This window comes from Pseudomonas syringae group sp. J309-1 (assembly GCF_032582135.1).
GTDB classification, from domain to species: Bacteria; Pseudomonadota; Gammaproteobacteria; order Pseudomonadales; family Pseudomonadaceae; genus Aquipseudomonas; species Aquipseudomonas quasicaspiana.
Genome location: NZ_JAWHNU010000012.1, coordinates 1 through 16,151, shown reverse-complemented (window position 1 = coordinate 16,151; position 16,151 = coordinate 1). Strand labels below are relative to the sequence as shown.

Below are 16,151 nucleotides of genomic sequence, written 5' to 3'. Positions count from 1 at the left end.
TACCGGCCTCTTCGCGAATGAATTCGCTCCCACAGGGGATTTTGAGCCAGCACGCGGACATCGACTCCCTGCTGGTTAAGCGAATGCCCGCTACCGGTACTCATCCCGTAACGCCAACCCTTCTTTCAGATAATCCACCAGCTTGCGCACCTTTGGCGACAGATGCCGCTGCTGGGGATATAATGCCCATACCGCAGTATTCGGCGGTTGATGAGTCTCTAGCAGGGAAACCAGCGCGCCACTGTTGAGATGGCTCAACACGTAATAATCCGGTAGCTGACACAACCCCACGCCGTGCAGCGCAGCATCAAGCACCGCCTGCCCACTGTTGCAGCGCCAGTTACCCTGAACACGCTGGGAAAACTCCCGTCCGTTTTGTTGAAGCAACCAGGTGTCGCTGCTGCCGATCAGGCAATTGTGTCGGCTTAGCTCCGACAGGCTGTGCGGTCGCCCGTATCGCTCCAGATAGGACGGCGATGCGCACAGGTACATCCGGCGTGGCGCGAGGCGGGTTGCTACCAGGCGTGAATCCTGTAATCGGCCCAACCTGATGGCCAGATCCAGTCCCTCATGAACCATGTCCAAAGTGTCATTGTTCAACTGGATTTCCACCCGGATCTGCGGATAGAGGTCCATGAAGCGCGTCACCAGCGGCGTGATAAAGCGTTCGCCGTAAGCCACCGCGCAGGTCATGCGCAGCAAGCCTTTGGGTTCGCTGGTCAAGTCACCCACTGCGCGCAGCGCTTCCTCGCGACCATCCTGCAAGCGCTGGCAATGGTGCAGAAACGTCTGACCCGCTTCGGTCAGGGCGACCCGCCGGGTGCTGCGATACAGCAGGCGGGTCTGCAAGCGTTCTTCGAGGCGGGCGATTTGCCGACTGATGTGCGAGGACGAAACGCCCATACGTTCAGCTGCTGCCGTGAACTGCCCGCATTCAGCCACTGCGACGAACTCATCCAGGCCTTCCCAGCGGTTGATGTACATCTATTATCCCTGTTCAGCAATAATGTTTTGCTTTTGATCGGATTATTAACCAAACGGCAGTGCTTTACACTCCCTCCATCGTTTTAACCTCGTTGGAGAAAGATTGATGATCAAGTCACGTGCTGCTGTTGCCTTTGCCCCCAATGAACCGCTGCAAATCGTTGAAGTTGACGTCGAAGCGCCAAAGGCCGGTGAGGTGTTGATTCGTACCGTTGCCTCCGGTGTTTGCCATACCGACGCTTACACATTGTCCGGTGCCGATTCTGAAGGTGTGTTCCCGTGCATTCTGGGTCACGAAGGCGGCGGTGTTGTTGAGGCCATCGGCGAAGGCGTTACGTCCCTGGAAGTCGGCGACCATGTGATCCCGCTTTATACCGCCGAGTGCCGGGAGTGCAAGTTCTGCAAGTCCGGCAAAACCAACCTTTGCCAGAAAGTTCGCGCTACTCAGGGCAAAGGCCTGATGCCTGATGGCACGACCCGTTTCAGCTACAACGGCGAGCCGGTTTATCACTACATGGGTTGCTCGACGTTCTCCGAGTACACCGTGGTGCCGGAAATTTCTCTGGCCAAAATCCCGAAAGAAGCTCCGCTGGAAAAAGTCTGCCTGTTGGGCTGCGGCGTCACCACCGGTATTGGTGCTGTGCTCAACACCGCCAAAGTCGAAGAGGGTGCGACTGTCGCCATCTTTGGTCTGGGTGGTATCGGCCTGGCTGCGATCATCGGCGCGAAAATGGCCAAGGCTTCGCGGATCATCGCAATCGACATCAACCCGGCGAAATTCGACGTGGCCCGTGAACTGGGTGCGACCGATTTCATTAATCCGAAAGATCACGAGAAGCCGATTCAGGATGTGATCGTTGAATTGACCGACGGTGGTGTGGATTACAGCTTCGAATGTATCGGTAACGTGAACCTGATGCGTGCCGCGCTGGAATGCTGCCACAAAGGCTGGGGCGAATCGGTGATCATAGGCGTAGCGCCGTCGGGTCAGGAAATCGCCACTCGCCCATTCCAGCTGGTGACCGGTCGCGTCTGGCGCGGTTCGGCTTTCGGCGGCGTGCGTGGTCGTACCGAACTGCCAAGCTACGTCGAAAAGTCTCAGACAGGCGAAATCCCGCTGGATACCTTTATTACCCACACCATGGGGCTTGAAGACATCAACAAGGCGTTCGACCTGATGCACGAAGGCAAAAGCATCCGCACAGTCATTCACTTTTAAGCAGTTGCAAGCTTCAAGCGACAAGCTACAAGAGGGTTCCGCGCCTCTTGCAGCTTGAAGCTTGTAGCTTGTGCCTGGGAGTTTACGACCATGGCTCTAGAGAATATTTCCTGTCAGAAAAGCTTTGGCGGCTGGCACAAGCGTTACAAGCATCATTCCGAGGTGCTCGGCTGTGACATGGTGTTTGCTGTCTACCTGCCGCCGCAGGCGGAGCAGGGTGGCAAGTTACCAGTGCTGTACTGGCTTTCCGGTCTGACCTGTACTGATGAAAACTTCATGCAGAAGGCGGCGGCTCAACGCGTCGCGGCCGAGTTGGGGTTGATCATCGTCGCTCCGGACACGAGCCCGCGTGGCCCTGGTGTTGCGGGCGATCCTGATGGCGCGTGGGATTTTGGCCTCGGTGCCGGGTTCTATCTCAATGCCACCCAGGAACCGTGGGCCAGGCATTACCGCATGCATGACTATGTGGTGAACGAATTGCCTGCGTTGGTCGAGGAGCATTTCCCGGCTTCGCAGGCGCGTGGGATCAGCGGCCACTCCATGGGCGGCCATGGTGCGCTGATCTGCGCGTTGCGTAATCCGGGGCGCTATAAATCGGTCTCGGCGTTTTCGCCGATCACTAATCCGATGGATTGCCCTTGGGGGCAGAAAGCCTTTTCCCGTTACCTGGGTGAAGAGCGCTCCCGCTGGCGCGAATGGGATGCCACTGTGCTGATTGCCGATGCGCGCGAGAAGCTGCCGATCCTGGTGGATCAGGGTGATCGCGATGACTTTCTCGCCAACCAGCTCAAGCCCGAAGCGCTGGTTCAGGCGGCGAAAGCGGCGGGGCATCCTCTGACATTGCGGATGCAGCCCGGTTACGACCACAGCTATTTCTTCATCGCCAGCTTTATTGAAGACCACCTGCGGCATCATGGCGACGCGTTGAACAGCTAAGCGTCGACAAAGTAGGTAGAATCACGCCCTGACTTTTTTCAGGGCGTTTTTTTATGCGTATTGGCCATGGCTATGATGTGCACCGTTTCGCTGAAGGCGACTTCATCACCCTGGGTGGCGTGCGCATTGCTCACCGATTCGGCCTGCTCGCTCATTCCGATGGTGATGTTCTGCTGCACGCCTTGAGTGATGCATTGCTCGGCGCTGCCGCACTGGGTGATATCGGCAAGCATTTCCCGGACACCGATCCGCAGTTCAAAGGCGCTGACAGCCGCGCATTGCTGCGCCACGTCTTGAAGCTGGTGAAAAGAAAGGGCTGGAAAGTGGGCAATGTGGACGCGACGATTGTTGCTCAGGCACCGAAAATGGCCCCTCATATCGAATCCATGCGGGCATTGATCGCAGAGGATCTTCAAGTCGAGCTGGATCAAGTGAACGTCAAGGCAACCACCACTGAGAAGCTCGGTTTCACAGGTCGTGAAGAAGGCATCGCCGTTCACGCCGTCGCGCTGTTGCTGTCCGCATGACCGAATCAGAACTGCTGGGCCCGCAAGCCTATGGTCAGCCGCTGGGCAGCGCGGTGCTCAAGGCGACCGCCGAAGATTTTCAGGTCGATGAAGTGCTGGACATCCCGCTCTCCGGCGATGGCGAGCATTTATGGTTATGGGTCGAGAAACGCGGCCTCAACACTGAGGAAGCCGCCCGCCGTCTGGCGCGTGCTGCTGGCGTTCAGTTGAGGACTGTCAGCTATGCCGGGTTGAAGGATCGTCAGGCCCTGACTCGTCAATGGTTCAGCATCCAGTTGCCGGGCAAGGCTGACCCCGACTTGAGTTCGGCGGAAAACGAGACCCTGAAAATTCTTCAAAGCACCCGTCACAAGCGCAAGCTTCAACGCGGTGCCCATGCTGCAAATGGATTCACGTTGCGTCTGACCCAACTGAATGTCGACAAAGACGCGCTGAACGCGCGACTTGAGTTGATCGCCAAGGCCGGGATCCCCAATTACTTCGGTGCCCAGCGATTTGGCTACCAGGGCGGGAATCTGGGGGAAGCACGCGATTACGCTGCGCGTCAGGCATTGCCGGAGCAGCGTGCAGTGCGTTCCCGACTGTTATCCACTGCTCGCAGTTACCTGTTCAATCAGGTCCTGGCGTCCCGTGTTGCTGATGGTTCATGGCAGGTTGCTCAGGTGGGCGATTTGCTGGCATTCACCGACAGCCGCAGTTTCTTCCCGGCGGGCGAAAATGAATGCAGCGATCCTCGGCTGGCGATTCTCGATCTGCATCCGACCGGTCCGCAATGGGGAGAAGGCCCATCGCCAGCCTCCGGAGCCACGGCCGCGCTGGAAAATGACGTGGCCAATCGCGAGTCGGCATTGCGCGACTGGCTCACAAGAGCAGGAATGGAGCACGAACGACGCATCCTGCGACTGCCCATTGGGCGGTTGACGTGGCATTATCCCGAGCCTGACATTCTGCAACTGGAATTCGTCCTTCCGCCCGGATGCTTCGCCACTGTACTGGTGCGCGAACTTGTTGATCTGGCGCCGGTTGGGCAGACGGACAGCTCATGCGTATTCTGATTTCTAACGATGACGGGGTCACCGCACCCGGTCTCGCTGCGTTGTATGCGGCGCTGGCCGATTACAGCGAGTGCGTGGTGATCGCCCCCGATCAAGACAAAAGCGGCGCCAGTAGCTCGTTGACGCTCGACCGGCCTTTGCATCCCCATGCCTTGGAGAACGGTTTCATCAGCGTCAACGGTACGCCGACCGATTGTGTGCACCTGGGCCTTAACGGGTTGCTGGACGTGCAACCGGATATGGTCGTGTCGGGTATCAACCTGGGCGCGAACCTGGGGGACGACGTGCTGTATTCCGGTACCGTGGCGGCAGCGCTTGAGGGTCGATTCCTGAACAAGCCTTCATTTGCGTTCTCTTTCCTGTCGCGTCAGCCGGATAACCTGGCGACCGCTGCGCATTACGCGCGAATGCTGGTCGAGGCTCATGAGCAGCTTGATTTGCCACCGCGCACAGTGTTGAACGTGAACATTCCCAATCTGCCCGTTGATCGTATTCGGGGTATTCAATTGACCCGTCTTGGTCATCGGGCGAGAGCTGCAGCGCCGATCAAGGTCGTCGACCCACGCGGTCGGGCCGGCTACTGGATTGCAGCTGCCGGTGACGCAGAGGATGGCGGTGCAGGCACGGATTTTCATGCAGTGATGCAGGGTTATGTTTCTGTTACTCCCTTGCAGCTTGATCGTACTTACCAGGACGGGTTCGCTAGCCTGAACAAATGGCTGGAGGGCCTTCTTTGATGTCGCGCGAGCAAGATGATCTGTTACGTCGTGGAATCGGGATGACCTCCCAGCGGACTCGCGAGCGTCTGATTCAACGTCTCTACGATGAAGGGCTGTCCAACGCGCAGGTGCTGGAAGTCATACGCAAGACCCCGCGGCATCTGTTTGTCGATGAAGCTCTGGCTCATCGCGCCTACGAAGATACGGCGCTGCCGATTGGTCATAACCAGACCATTTCTCAGCCTTACATGGTCGCGCGCATGAGCGAGCTGCTGTTGGCGGCAGGTCCTCTGGACAAGGTCATGGAGATCGGTACCGGTTCCGGCTACCAGACTGCCGTGCTGGCACAGTTGGTAGAGCGTGTGTTTTCGGTTGAGCGCATCAAGGTCCTGCAGGATCGCGCCAAGGAGCGTCTGGTTGAGCTGAACCTTCGCAACGTCGTGTTTCGCTGGGGCGACGGTTGGGAAGGCTGGCCGGCGCTGGCACCGTACAACGGGATTATCGTGACCGCCGTAGCAACCGACGTGCCGCAGGCTTTGCTTGACCAGCTTGCACCCGGAGGGCGATTGGTTATCCCGGTCGGATCGGGCGAGGTGCAGCAGTTGATGCTGATTGTGCGTGAGGAAAACGGGTTCTCCCGGCATGTGCTGGGAGCGGTACGTTTTGTACCTTTGCTCAATGGTCCGCTGGCTTGATGACAACTCACTGAATTCTGCGCACCACCGCCTGTCTACCTCATGGCATTGAGGGCCGGCAGCGCAGTTGAGCTCGAGAAACGGCGAGCCCTGATGTATCCATTGGCTTCAAAGCATTAAGCAGTAGCTGCCAGCCGTTATTACGGCACAATAGGCATCTTTAATTCAGTCACCAGTAAAGGGAGTGGCGGGTGAGTCGCACAGTCATTCGGCAGCGTAGTTATTCAACAAGTTTTCAGCGGCTGGTGATTGGCATTGCGCTCAGTGTCCTCTTGGTCGGTTGTTCCAGTGCGCCGTCCGGTGGCGTGCGTGTTGTCGATCGTAATAACAATGCTGCCCCTCAGCGTCCAACTGTGACCACCGGACAATATGTCGTCCGTCGTGGCGATACGCTTTTTTCCATTGCCTTCCGTTACGGCTGGGACTACAAGGCGCTGGCGGCGCGTAATCAGATTCCTGAACCCTACACGATTCGTCCGGGTCAGACGATTCGCTTCGACGGGCGTTCAAATTCAACATCGTCGGCCGTCGCGAGTTCATCTGGAACCGGGCGTCCACCTGTTGCGTCCACGACGACTTCAACGACAACAAGTCCTTCTGGCTCTGTGAAAACCACGGTTATTTCCAAGCCGGTGACGGTGGTTCCGCCTCCAGCGGGCAGCTCTACAGTGCCTGCCGGGCCGTCTCCCAAGGGCTGGACGTGGCCGTCGAACGGTGTTTTGATCGGGAAATTTTCTTCAAACGGTAGTTTGAATAAAGGCATTGATATCGCTGGAGATTTGGGACAGCCTGTTTTAGCTGCGTCTGATGGGTCAGTGGTTTACGCCGGGAGTGGGTTGCGGGGCTACGGCGAATTAGTCATCATCAAACACAGCGATACCTACGTAAGTGCTTACGGCCACAACCGTAGGCTGTTGGTTCGGGAGGGGCAACAGGTCAAAGCTGGGCAGACGATTGCCGAGATGGGGTCAACGGGAACTGACCGGGTGAAGCTGCATTTTGAGATTCGCCGCCAAGGTAAGCCTGTAGATCCGCTGCAATTCCTGCCACGTCGTTGATTGTTGCCAGCCTGTTCCTGGCGTAGAGGGACAGGCTCAAGCGTTGCCATGGAACTGGCGTCGCTGGAGCTTGAGGTCGAACTCACCAAAGGACTATAACAATGGCTCTTAGCAAAGAAGCGCCGGAGTTTGACATCGACGATGAGGTTCTCCTTATGGAAACCGGCATCGTTCTGGAGTCGGAGCTTGAAACGGACGAGAAGCAGACTCATGCTGCCTCTGCTCCCCGATCCAGAACCAAAAACTCCACATCACTCAAACAGCACAAATATATCGACTACACCCGGGCGCTTGATGCGACCCAGTTGTACCTCAATGAAATCGGGTTCTCCCCGTTGCTCACCCCGGAAGAAGAAGTCCATTTTGCGAGGCTCTCGCAAAAAGGTGATCCGGCCGGGCGCAAACGCATGATTGAGAGCAATCTCCGGCTGGTGGTAAAAATCGCCAGGCGCTATGTGAATCGTGGATTGTCATTGCTGGACCTGATCGAAGAGGGCAACCTCGGGCTCATCAGAGCAGTCGAAAAATTCGATCCGGAACGTGGATTCCGTTTCTCAACCTACGCGACATGGTGGATTCGTCAGACCATTGAACGTGCGATCATGAATCAAACCCGCACCATTCGGTTACCGATTCATGTCGTCAAAGAACTCAACGTCTATTTGCGGGCTGCTCGCGAACTGACGCAAAAACTCGATCACGAACCCTCTCCCGAAGAAATCGCCAACCTGCTTGAAAAGCCGGTGGGTGAGGTCAAGCGCATGCTTGGTCTGAATGAGCGTGTTTCCTCTGTCGACGTTTCTCTCGGTCCGGATTCCGACAAGACATTGCTCGATACCCTGACCGATGATCGCCCTACCGATCCGTGTGAGTTGCTGCAAGACGATGATCTTTCACAGAGCATTGACCAATGGCTCTCAGAGCTGACCGACAAGCAGAGAGAGGTCGTGATACGGCGTTTCGGCTTGCGCGGACATGAGAGCAGCACGCTGGAAGATGTAGGGCTGGAAATCGGCCTTACCCGCGAGCGTGTCAGACAGATCCAGGTAGAGGGCCTCAAGCGTCTGCGTGAGATCCTCGAAAAAAATGGTCTGTCGAGCGAGTCATTGTTTCAATGATGTGAATGTTCATGAAGATAAACTGTGTGTTTATCTTTCATACAAAACAAACACCCCGTTCAGGGGTGTTTTTTATTGCACGGGAAACTAGCTGGCTGCCATTAGTGGCTTTTCAAATACTGCACGGTCGGTTCGTAACTTGACTCTTTCGTTGTAAGCCATTACTTACGCGTGCTGTAAGTCTTTGCGAAATACCGTGAACAACATCGGCTTTTTCGAGTGTAGTAGTTTATTAAGTTGTTGATAAATATGGTTTTATTTTTAGATCGGTTCAGGTCTGGAAGATCTTGAAAGATTTAACCTGCTTGCTCGCGCCGTAAAAATCACTACTATCAGAACTGTGCCCACGGATGGGCACAGGCCGTCAAGGAAGACAGTCAAGGACATCGCAGGACGCGATTCATCAGGATGATGAAAGGGATTAAAAGGATTAGGGAAAAAATGTGGGCGGGTCATACCGCCCCTTTTTTCGTCTGGAGAAAAGTGCTTTCAAGTCCGGACGACGCCTACAAAAAAAGCCCCGAAAGGGGCCTTCTTCAACAGCCGGGAATTCTTAGCGTTCCAGGTCTGCGATCTTGCCGGTTTTGCCGTCCCACTCTTTTGCGTCTGGCAATGGGTCTTTTCTCTCGGTGATGTTCGGCCAGACGTCCGCGAGCTCGGCGTTGAGCTCGATGAAGTTTTCCATCCCGGCAGGGATCTCGTCTTCCGAGAAAATGGCGTTAGCGGGGCATTCAGGCTCGCAAAGCGCACAGTCGATGCACTCATCCGGGTGAATCACCAGGAAGTTCGGGCCTTCGTAGAAGCAGTCCACCGGACAGACTTCCACACAGTCGGTGTATTTGCACTTGATGCAGTTGTCGGTGACGACGAAGGTCATTTCTAATTCTCTCCTCAGGCGGCGACAGCAGAGCCCTTCGGTTTAGGGTTGCCGGGTTCGGGATTCTCCCGTGCCGTGTGAAACACATGCATTAGGTAAACGCTGCTGAATGCAGATCGACTGCACGACAGGGCGTTCGACCTTGGGTTCGCTACGTCTCACGCGGCCCGGATCAACTGCTCAGCCAGGCTAAAAGCTGTCAGCGTCTCAAACCGCGCGGGATTCTAACAGCTTGTTACGGTTCTCGTTAGATGCGAGTTTGCAGTGCATATAACAACTCTAACGCCTGACGTGGCGTGACATCGTCGAGTTTTGCCCTGGAAAGCTCTTCGAGCACCGGATGCGGCAGGCTGGCGAACATGTCGCTCTGCATAGGCGCAGCCGGTTTACCTGCTTTGGGACGAGGTTGTTCGTGGGGCAGACTGGTGGTCTCCAGCCGGTGTAGATGCTCTTTCGCCCGGACAATGACGTTGGCTGGAACCCCCGCCAATTGGGCTACGGCCAGGCCATAGCTCTGACTGGCCGGCCCTGGCAGCACCCGGTGAAGGAACACGATTCGCTCGTTGTGCTCTGTTGCGTTGAGGTGCACGTTTGCGACCAGCGGTTCGCTTTCAGGCAGCACAGTCAGCTCGAAATAGTGCGTGGCGAACAGAGTGTAGGCGCGCAACTGGGCGAGACATTCTGCCGCAGCCCATGCCAATGACAGACCGTCGAAGGTGCTGGTGCCGCGTCCCACTTCATCCATCAGTACCAGGCTGCGGTCCGTGGCGTTGTGCAGGATGTTGGCCGTTTCACTCATTTCCACCATGAAGGTCGAGCGTCCGCCAGCAAGGTCATCGCTGGAACCGATCCGCGTGAAGATCCGGTCAACCAGCGACAATTCACAACTCGCCGCTGGTACGAAGCTGCCGATATGGGCCAGCAGCACGATCAGCGCGGTCTGGCGCATGTAGGTGGACTTACCGCCCATGTTCGGGCCGGTGATGACCAGCATTCGGGTTTTGTCATCAAGGTCGAGATCGTTGGCCACGAACGGTGAGGTCAGCACTTGCTCTACCACCGGGTGGCGACCTTGATCGATGCGCATGCAAGGCTCATCGACGAACTTCGGACAGTTCAGATCAAGATTAAGGGCGCGCTCGGCCAGGTTGCTCAGCACATCCAGCTCGGCAAGTGCCGATGCGGTGTCCTGCAGCGGCGCAAGATGACCAATCAGGTCTTCCAGCAACGCTTCGTACAACATCTTTTCTCGCGCCAGCGCACGGCTCTTGGCCGACAGCGCCTTGTCTTCGAATTCTTTCAGTTCAGGCGTGATAAAGCGCTCGGCGCCTTTCAGCGTCTGTCGACGGATATAGTCCGCAGGTGCCTGTTCGGCCTGTTTGCTTGGCAGCTCGATGAAGTAGCCGTGGATCCGGTTGTAGCCAACTTTCAGGTGGGCCAACCCGGTACGCGCTTTTTCACGGGCCTCGAGATCAATCAGGAATTGTCCGGCGTTTTCACTCAGAGACTGCAGTTCGTCCAGCTCGGCGTCATAACCGGTCTTCAACACGCCGCCGTCGCGGATTACCGCTGGGGGGTTATCAATGACGGCGCGTTGCAGCAGGTCGGCCAGCTCGGGATAGACACCCGCGATCCTTGCCAGCTCCTGCAGATGCGGCGCTTCAAGTTCGGTCATCGCCACTTGCAGCTCAGGCAGCGCGCTCAGTGCGTCGCGCAGACGTGCCAGATCCCGTGGTCGGGCGTTACGCAGGCCAATACGCGCGAGGATTCGTTCAATGTCGCCGATTTCTTTGAGTTGCGGTTGCAGATTCTCGAAGCGATAGCGTTCCAGCAGGCATGTGATCGACGACTGGCGTGCCTTGAGGATCGACAGGTCGCGCAATGGACGATTCAGCCAGCGGGTCAGCAAGCGTGTGCCCATGGCGGTCTGGCAACGATCAACCACCGATTGCAACGTATTGTCGCGACCACCGGCCAGGTTGGTGTCCAGTTCCAGGTTGCGTCGGGTCGCACCATCAAGGATGACGGTATCGTCCAGACGCTCGTGACGCAGGCTGCGCAAATGCGGCAGGGCAGTGCGCTGGGTTTCCTTGGCGTAGCCCAGCAGACAGCCCGCGGCACCGATGGCGAGGGTCAGGTTTTCGCAGCCGAAGCCTTTCAGGTCCTGAGTGGAGAACTGTTGGCAAAGGCTTTTGAGTGCCGAGTCACGCTCGAAATCCCATGGTGCACGACGGCGCGCGCCACGACGTTTTTCCGCTGGCAGGCCTTGTGGCCAATCATCCGGAATCAGTAGCTCTACCGGGTTAATGCGCTCAAGTTCAGCGAGGAGGTTTTCCCAACCCTTGATTTCCAGCACGCTGAAATTGCCACTGGTGATGTCCATTACCGCCAGGCCGAACAGACGTTCATCGCCCAATACGGCTGCGATCAGATTGTCGCGACGCTCATCCAGCAGAGCTTCATCGCTCACAGTGCCGGGGGTGATGATGCGTACTACCTGACGATCTACCGGGCCTTTGCTGGTCGCCGGGTCGCCAACCTGCTCACAGATCACCACGGATTCACCGAGCTTCACCAGCTTGGCGAGATAACCCTCGGCAGCGTGATACGGAATCCCGCACATGGGGATGCTCTGACCGGCGGACTGGCCCCTGGCTGTCAGGGTGATGTCCAGCAATTTGGCGGCTTTCTTCGCGTCTTCGTAGAAGATTTCGTAGAAATCGCCCATGCGGTAGAACATCAACTGGTCAGGGTGCTGATTCTTCAGCCGCCAGTACTGTTGCATCATCGGGGTGTGTGAAGAAAGATCGGAAATTGCTTTATTCATCAGATAGTTAGGCAAGTTCGTTAGAAAGATGGGGCAAATTCGGAGGCGTGCCTGATATCCCTTTTGGGCTAACAGGTCGGTAAGTCCGTGCGTTTTGCGATGGGCGCAAGATTACCACGCGAGGCTTCGCGACGCAGGCCCGCTGCAAAATGGCTTATTCGTCACGGCGCGTTTCCAGGCGCCCACAGATTGAAATCGCTGTATAGACTTTGCTGCGTCGCCACTCAATCCCGAGCAGGCGTCTATGTGAAAGGAATTTTTATGGCTAACAAGCGCGGAAGGGATTCCGGAAGCGGGCGTTTCATTCCCATTGAAGAGGCTCGTCGTCGCCCCAAAGAAACGACTGTCGAAACCATCAGGAAACCGCACTGCCCGAAACCGAAAGACAAATGATTGCTCGAAGGAAGCGGTCCCTGGCGGCCGCTTCTGCTTGAACCTTGAAAGCGCTCGTGTACGGTGACGGTTTAGCTGGCTTTCTTTTACCTGCTTATCTAAAGGAAAAGCACCTTGGATGAAATCACCCGGCTTGCCGCGACACTGGGCGAGCATCTGCAATCAATCAACGCTCAGGTGACTACCGCCGAATCCTGCACGGGGGGTGGCATTGCCGAGGCGATTACCCGTATACCCGGCAGCTCAGCCTGGTTTGAAGCCGGTTATGTCACTTACTCCAATCATCAAAAAAATCTCCAGCTGCAAGTGCCAGCCGAGCTCTTTGCTCGTGTCGGGGCGGTCAGTGAGGAAGTGGTGCGCGCCATGGTGTCGGGTGCCCAGCGTCACAGCGGCGCACGGTTTGCCGTGGCAGTCAGTGGTGTAGCCGGCCCGGATGGCGGCTCGATCGAGAAACCGGTTGGCACGGTATGGCTGTGCTGGGGTGTGGGTGAAAAGCTGATTTCCCGTCGCGAACAGTTCGCCGGAGATCGTGACGAGGTGCGCCGACAAACGGTGAAGGCCGCGCTGAAAGGGCTGATCCAGCTTGTCGATGCAGAAATACCAACTCAGGGGTAGGCGCGCGCTCAACCCTGTGGAATAATACTGGCTACTTATACAGGTGTTGTGGCCGTCAGGCCCCTAATTGAATTTGATTACGTGAGGACTTCAATGGACGACAACAAGAAGAAAGCCTTGGCTGCGGCCTTGGGTCAGATCGAGCGTCAATTCGGTAAAGGTGCCGTAATGCGCATGGGTGACCATGACCGCCAGGCGATTCCTTCTATCTCCACCGGTTCGCTCGGGCTGGACATCGCGCTGGGTATTGGCGGTTTGCCGAAAGGCCGGATCGTTGAAATCTACGGTCCGGAATCTTCCGGTAAAACAACGCTGACCCTTTCGGTTATCGCCCAGGCCCAGAAAATGGGTGCTACTTGTGCGTTCGTCGATGCCGAGCATGCTCTCGATCCAGAATACGCAGGCAAGTTGGGCGTCAATGTTGACGATTTGCTGGTTTCGCAACCGGACACCGGCGAGCAGGCCCTGGAAATCACCGACATGCTGGTGCGCTCCAACGCCATCGACGTGATCGTGGTCGACTCCGTTGCCGCGCTGGTGCCAAAGGCCGAGATCGAAGGCGAAATGGGTGACATGCACGTGGGTCTGCAGGCTCGTCTGATGTCTCAGGCGCTGCGCAAGATCACCGGCAACATCAAGAACGCCAACTGCCTCGTCATCTTCATCAACCAGATTCGTATGAAGATCGGTGTGATGTTCGGGAGCCCGGCAACCACTACCGGTGGTAACGCTCTGAAGTTCTACGCTTCGGTCCGTCTGGACATCCGTCGTACCGGTGCTGTGAAAGAGGGCGACGAAGTCGTCGGCAGCGAAACCCGTGTCAAAGTCGTCAAGAACAAGGTGGCTCCGCCGTTCCGTCAGGCAGAGTTCCAGATTCTTTACGGCAAGGGTATCTACCTCAATGGCGAGATCATTGATCTGGCCGTGTTGCATGGCTTCGTAGAGAAATCCGGTGCCTGGTATAGCTACCAGGGCAGCAAGATCGGTCAGGGCAAGGCCAACTCGGCCAAGTTTCTGGCAGATAACCCGGAAGTCGGTGCCACACTCGAGAAGATGATTCGCGAGAAGCTGCTGACCCCAGGTGTTGATACCAAGTCCGAAGCCTCCCGTGCACCAGCGCCAGCTGATGACATGGCCGAAGCTGACGTTGATATCTGATAGATCATGTCAGCGGTACTTGATACACCCGTCGCCGTAAGGCGCACCGCAATGGACCTGCTCGCACGACGCGAGCACGGTCGTGTCGAGCTGACGCGCAAGCTGCGTCAGCGTGGCGCAACTCCTGAACTCATCGAACCCGCCCTCGACCGTCTTGTGGAAGAAGGGCTGCTGTCCGAAGCTCGCTATCTCGAAAGCTTTGTCTCATACCGTGCACGCTCGGGCTACGGTCCTGCACGTATTCGTGAGGAGCTGAACCAGAGAGGGCTGCAACGGGCGGAAGTCGAGCAGGCGATTCGGGAGTGTGGCTTCAACTGGCAGGAAAAGATGCACGAAACCTGGCAGCGCAAGTTTGCCGGTCAGTTGCCAGCAGATGCGCGGGAGCGCGCCAAACAGGGGCGCTTTCTGAGTTATCGCGGTTATCCAATGGATATGATCGGCCGCTTGTTGAGCGGCCGTGGCGAGGATGACTGATTCTCAGGTTTCCTTTGACGATTCGGATTCCCGGATCTTCATCTCTGCTCTTGGCTGAGCCCAGTTCTCCGACAAATTGATGTAGTCCACCAATTCCCGCAAACGCCCTTGATTGCGTCCACTGAAAGTAAAAACCAGACGCGTCAGATGGCTGAAATCAGCCTCGTGCTCTTCACCCTGATAAGCATGTTGCTGGAAGTCTTCAGCCAGCCGCAGATCGGCGAAGGCTTCCTGCATGGTCGCAAGCGCCTGCTCGGTGAGTGGATGATGCATGCGGATAATGAATTTGTTCTTCAGCCAGCGGCTTGAATGGAAGTTGCTGTAGAACTGATGAATCTCCTCAACTGCTTCTTCTGCGCTGTAGACCAGACGCATTAGCTTCATGTCGTTGGGCAGAATGTAGCGGTTGTCTTCAAGCTGATTCTTGATGAAGTCCAGTGCGCTCTGCCAGAAGCTCCCGCCCGGCACATCCAGCAGCACGATAGGCACGAGCGGGCTTTTACCTGTCTGAATCAGCGTCAGTACTTCAAGCGCTTCATCGAGCGTGCCGAACCCACCTGGGCAAAGCACCAGCGCATCGGCCTCTTTGACGAAGAACAGCTTGCGGGTGAAGAAGAAATGGAAGGGCAGCAAATTGCCGGTCCCTTCCACTGTGGCATTGGCATGTTGCTCGAACGGCAACGTGATGTTGAAGCCCAGGCTGTGATCGAGCCCGGCGCCTTCATGGGCCGCAGCCATGATGCCGCCACCTGCACCGGTGATGACCATCAGATCTGCTTTGGCCAGCAGCGCGCCAAGCTCTTTGGCCATTGCATACAGTGGATGCTCAACCGGCGTGCGCGCCGAGCCGAATACCGTCACCTTGCGACGTCCGCGGAATTGCTCAAGTACCCGGAAAGCATTGTCCAGTTCGCGCAAGGCTTGCAGCGTGATTTTGGCGTTCCAGCGATTGCGGTCGTCCTGAGCCATGCGCAGCACAGTGAGCATCATGTCGCGGTAAAGCGGAAGGTTCGGGCTGTTGGGGGCTACCAGATTGATCTGTTCCTCGATCTTGCTGATGAGGTCGTTACCGTTACTTTGAAAGTGGCTGCTTAAAAGGTCGTTGGGTACATAGGGCATTAAGGGCTTCTCCGTGCGCGAAATCATCGCTCCAGCTCGCACCGCCGTCTGAAGCGTGACGCTTATTCCAATTCGATAATGTGCCTAGCCTGCATGGAACTGGCAACGTTTGTTTATGGCATCAAATTTCCGCTGATCGAACCGGGAGGGGTTGGCGGATGGAATAGAGGGCACACGGAGCACTGGCGGGCAGGCACCATCGCGAACCCGTTGCCAAAGCGGTTCTGTGGGAGCCGGGCTTGCCCGCGATGCAGGCACCTCGGTGTGTCAGTTGAACCGAGTCGCCCTTATCGCGGGCAAGCCCTAATGCCTGTCAGTTAAGCTCCGTTGGTTTTTTCTTTGGATATTTGACCGGCCTTGGTTTGACCACTCGGGGG

At 56.7% G+C, this 16,151-nt stretch carries 15 protein-coding genes; 11 read left to right on the top strand and 4 right to left on the bottom strand.

Going from position 1 to position 16,151, the window contains the following annotated elements:
- Nucleotides 1–90: 90 nt before the first annotated feature.
- A complete protein-coding gene (locus RX972_RS09360; RefSeq protein WP_164581730.1) occupies nt 91–978 on the bottom strand; it encodes a LysR substrate-binding domain-containing protein in 888 nt (295 codons plus the stop codon).
- 112 nt (nt 979–1,090) lie between these two features.
- On the opposite strand from RX972_RS09360, the gene RX972_RS09355 reads away from it, so the two are divergent.
- The 8 genes from RX972_RS09355 to rpoS all read left to right on the top strand — a co-directional run bounded on the left by RX972_RS09355 (nt 1,091) and on the right by rpoS (nt 8,311).
- Nucleotides 1,091–2,203 (top strand): S-(hydroxymethyl)glutathione dehydrogenase/class III alcohol dehydrogenase, encoded by a 1,113-nt coding sequence (locus tag RX972_RS09355; protein ID WP_231675601.1) that lies wholly within the window; start codon nt 1,091–1,093, stop codon nt 2,201–2,203.
- 90 nt (nt 2,204–2,293) lie between these two features.
- Nucleotides 2,294–3,139, top strand: a complete 846-nt coding sequence (gene fghA / locus RX972_RS09350; RefSeq protein ID WP_027898788.1) for an S-formylglutathione hydrolase — start codon at nt 2,294–2,296, stop codon at nt 3,137–3,139.
- Nucleotides 3,140–3,192: 53 nt separating this feature from the next.
- Complete coding sequence (gene ispF / locus RX972_RS09345; RefSeq protein ID WP_231675600.1) at nt 3,193–3,666, top strand: 2-C-methyl-D-erythritol 2,4-cyclodiphosphate synthase; 474 nt, start codon at nt 3,193–3,195, stop codon at nt 3,664–3,666.
- On the top strand, nt 3,663–4,721 hold the full coding sequence (gene truD, locus RX972_RS09340; RefSeq protein WP_316874545.1) for a tRNA pseudouridine(13) synthase TruD: 1,059 nt from the start codon (nt 3,663–3,665) through the stop codon (nt 4,719–4,721). The genes ispF and truD overlap by 4 nt, the downstream gene beginning before the upstream one ends.
- Nucleotides 4,709–5,458, top strand: coding sequence for a 5'/3'-nucleotidase SurE (surE, locus tag RX972_RS09335; protein WP_231665647.1), 750 nt, complete (start codon nt 4,709–4,711; stop codon nt 5,456–5,458). Before truD ends, surE begins: the two co-directional genes overlap by 13 nt.
- Before the next feature lie 41 nt (nt 5,459–5,499).
- Nucleotides 5,500–6,135, top strand: coding sequence for a protein-L-isoaspartate(D-aspartate) O-methyltransferase (locus RX972_RS09330; protein ID WP_176560666.1), 636 nt, complete (start codon nt 5,500–5,502; stop codon nt 6,133–6,135).
- 191 nt (nt 6,136–6,326) lie between these two features.
- A complete protein-coding gene (locus RX972_RS09325; protein ID WP_263270936.1) occupies nt 6,327–7,193 on the top strand; it encodes a peptidoglycan DD-metalloendopeptidase family protein in 867 nt (288 codons plus the stop codon).
- Between the two features lie 101 nt (nt 7,194–7,294).
- A complete protein-coding gene (gene rpoS, locus RX972_RS09320) occupies nt 7,295–8,311 on the top strand; it encodes an RNA polymerase sigma factor RpoS (RefSeq protein WP_027898782.1) in 1,017 nt (338 codons plus the stop codon).
- A gap of 553 nt (nt 8,312–8,864) precedes the next feature.
- Here rpoS and fdxA read toward each other — a convergent pair.
- Together fdxA and mutS are read right to left on the bottom strand one after the other, a co-directional pair.
- The gene (gene fdxA, locus RX972_RS09315) at nt 8,865–9,188 is read right to left on the bottom strand and encodes a ferredoxin FdxA (RefSeq protein WP_316874542.1); all 324 of its coding nucleotides are present in this window, start codon (nt 9,186–9,188) and stop codon (nt 8,865–8,867) included.
- Between the two features lie 247 nt (nt 9,189–9,435).
- Nucleotides 9,436–12,003: a DNA mismatch repair protein MutS gene (gene mutS, locus RX972_RS09310; RefSeq protein WP_161628605.1), complete on the bottom strand. Its 2,568-nt coding sequence runs from the start codon at nt 12,001–12,003 to the stop codon at nt 9,436–9,438.
- A gap of 519 nt (nt 12,004–12,522) precedes the next feature.
- On the opposite strand from mutS, the gene RX972_RS09305 reads away from it, so the two are divergent.
- The 3 genes from RX972_RS09305 (at nt 12,523) to recX (ending at nt 14,655) form a co-directional block, all read left to right on the top strand.
- Nucleotides 12,523–13,023, top strand: coding sequence for a CinA family protein (locus tag RX972_RS09305; RefSeq protein ID WP_316874540.1), 501 nt, complete (start codon nt 12,523–12,525; stop codon nt 13,021–13,023).
- 93 nt (nt 13,024–13,116) lie between these two features.
- Nucleotides 13,117–14,181: a recombinase RecA gene (recA, locus tag RX972_RS09300; protein WP_316874538.1), complete on the top strand. Its 1,065-nt coding sequence runs from the start codon at nt 13,117–13,119 to the stop codon at nt 14,179–14,181.
- A gap of 6 nt (nt 14,182–14,187) precedes the next feature.
- Nucleotides 14,188–14,655: a recombination regulator RecX gene (gene recX / locus RX972_RS09295; RefSeq protein ID WP_231675597.1), complete on the top strand. Its 468-nt coding sequence runs from the start codon at nt 14,188–14,190 to the stop codon at nt 14,653–14,655.
- A gap of 3 nt (nt 14,656–14,658) precedes the next feature.
- On the opposite strand, the gene RX972_RS09290 is transcribed toward recX, so the two are convergent.
- Nucleotides 14,659–15,774: a TIGR00730 family Rossman fold protein gene (locus tag RX972_RS09290; protein WP_255885761.1), complete on the bottom strand. Its 1,116-nt coding sequence runs from the start codon at nt 15,772–15,774 to the stop codon at nt 14,659–14,661.
- Nucleotides 15,775–16,151: the final 377 nt, after the last annotated feature.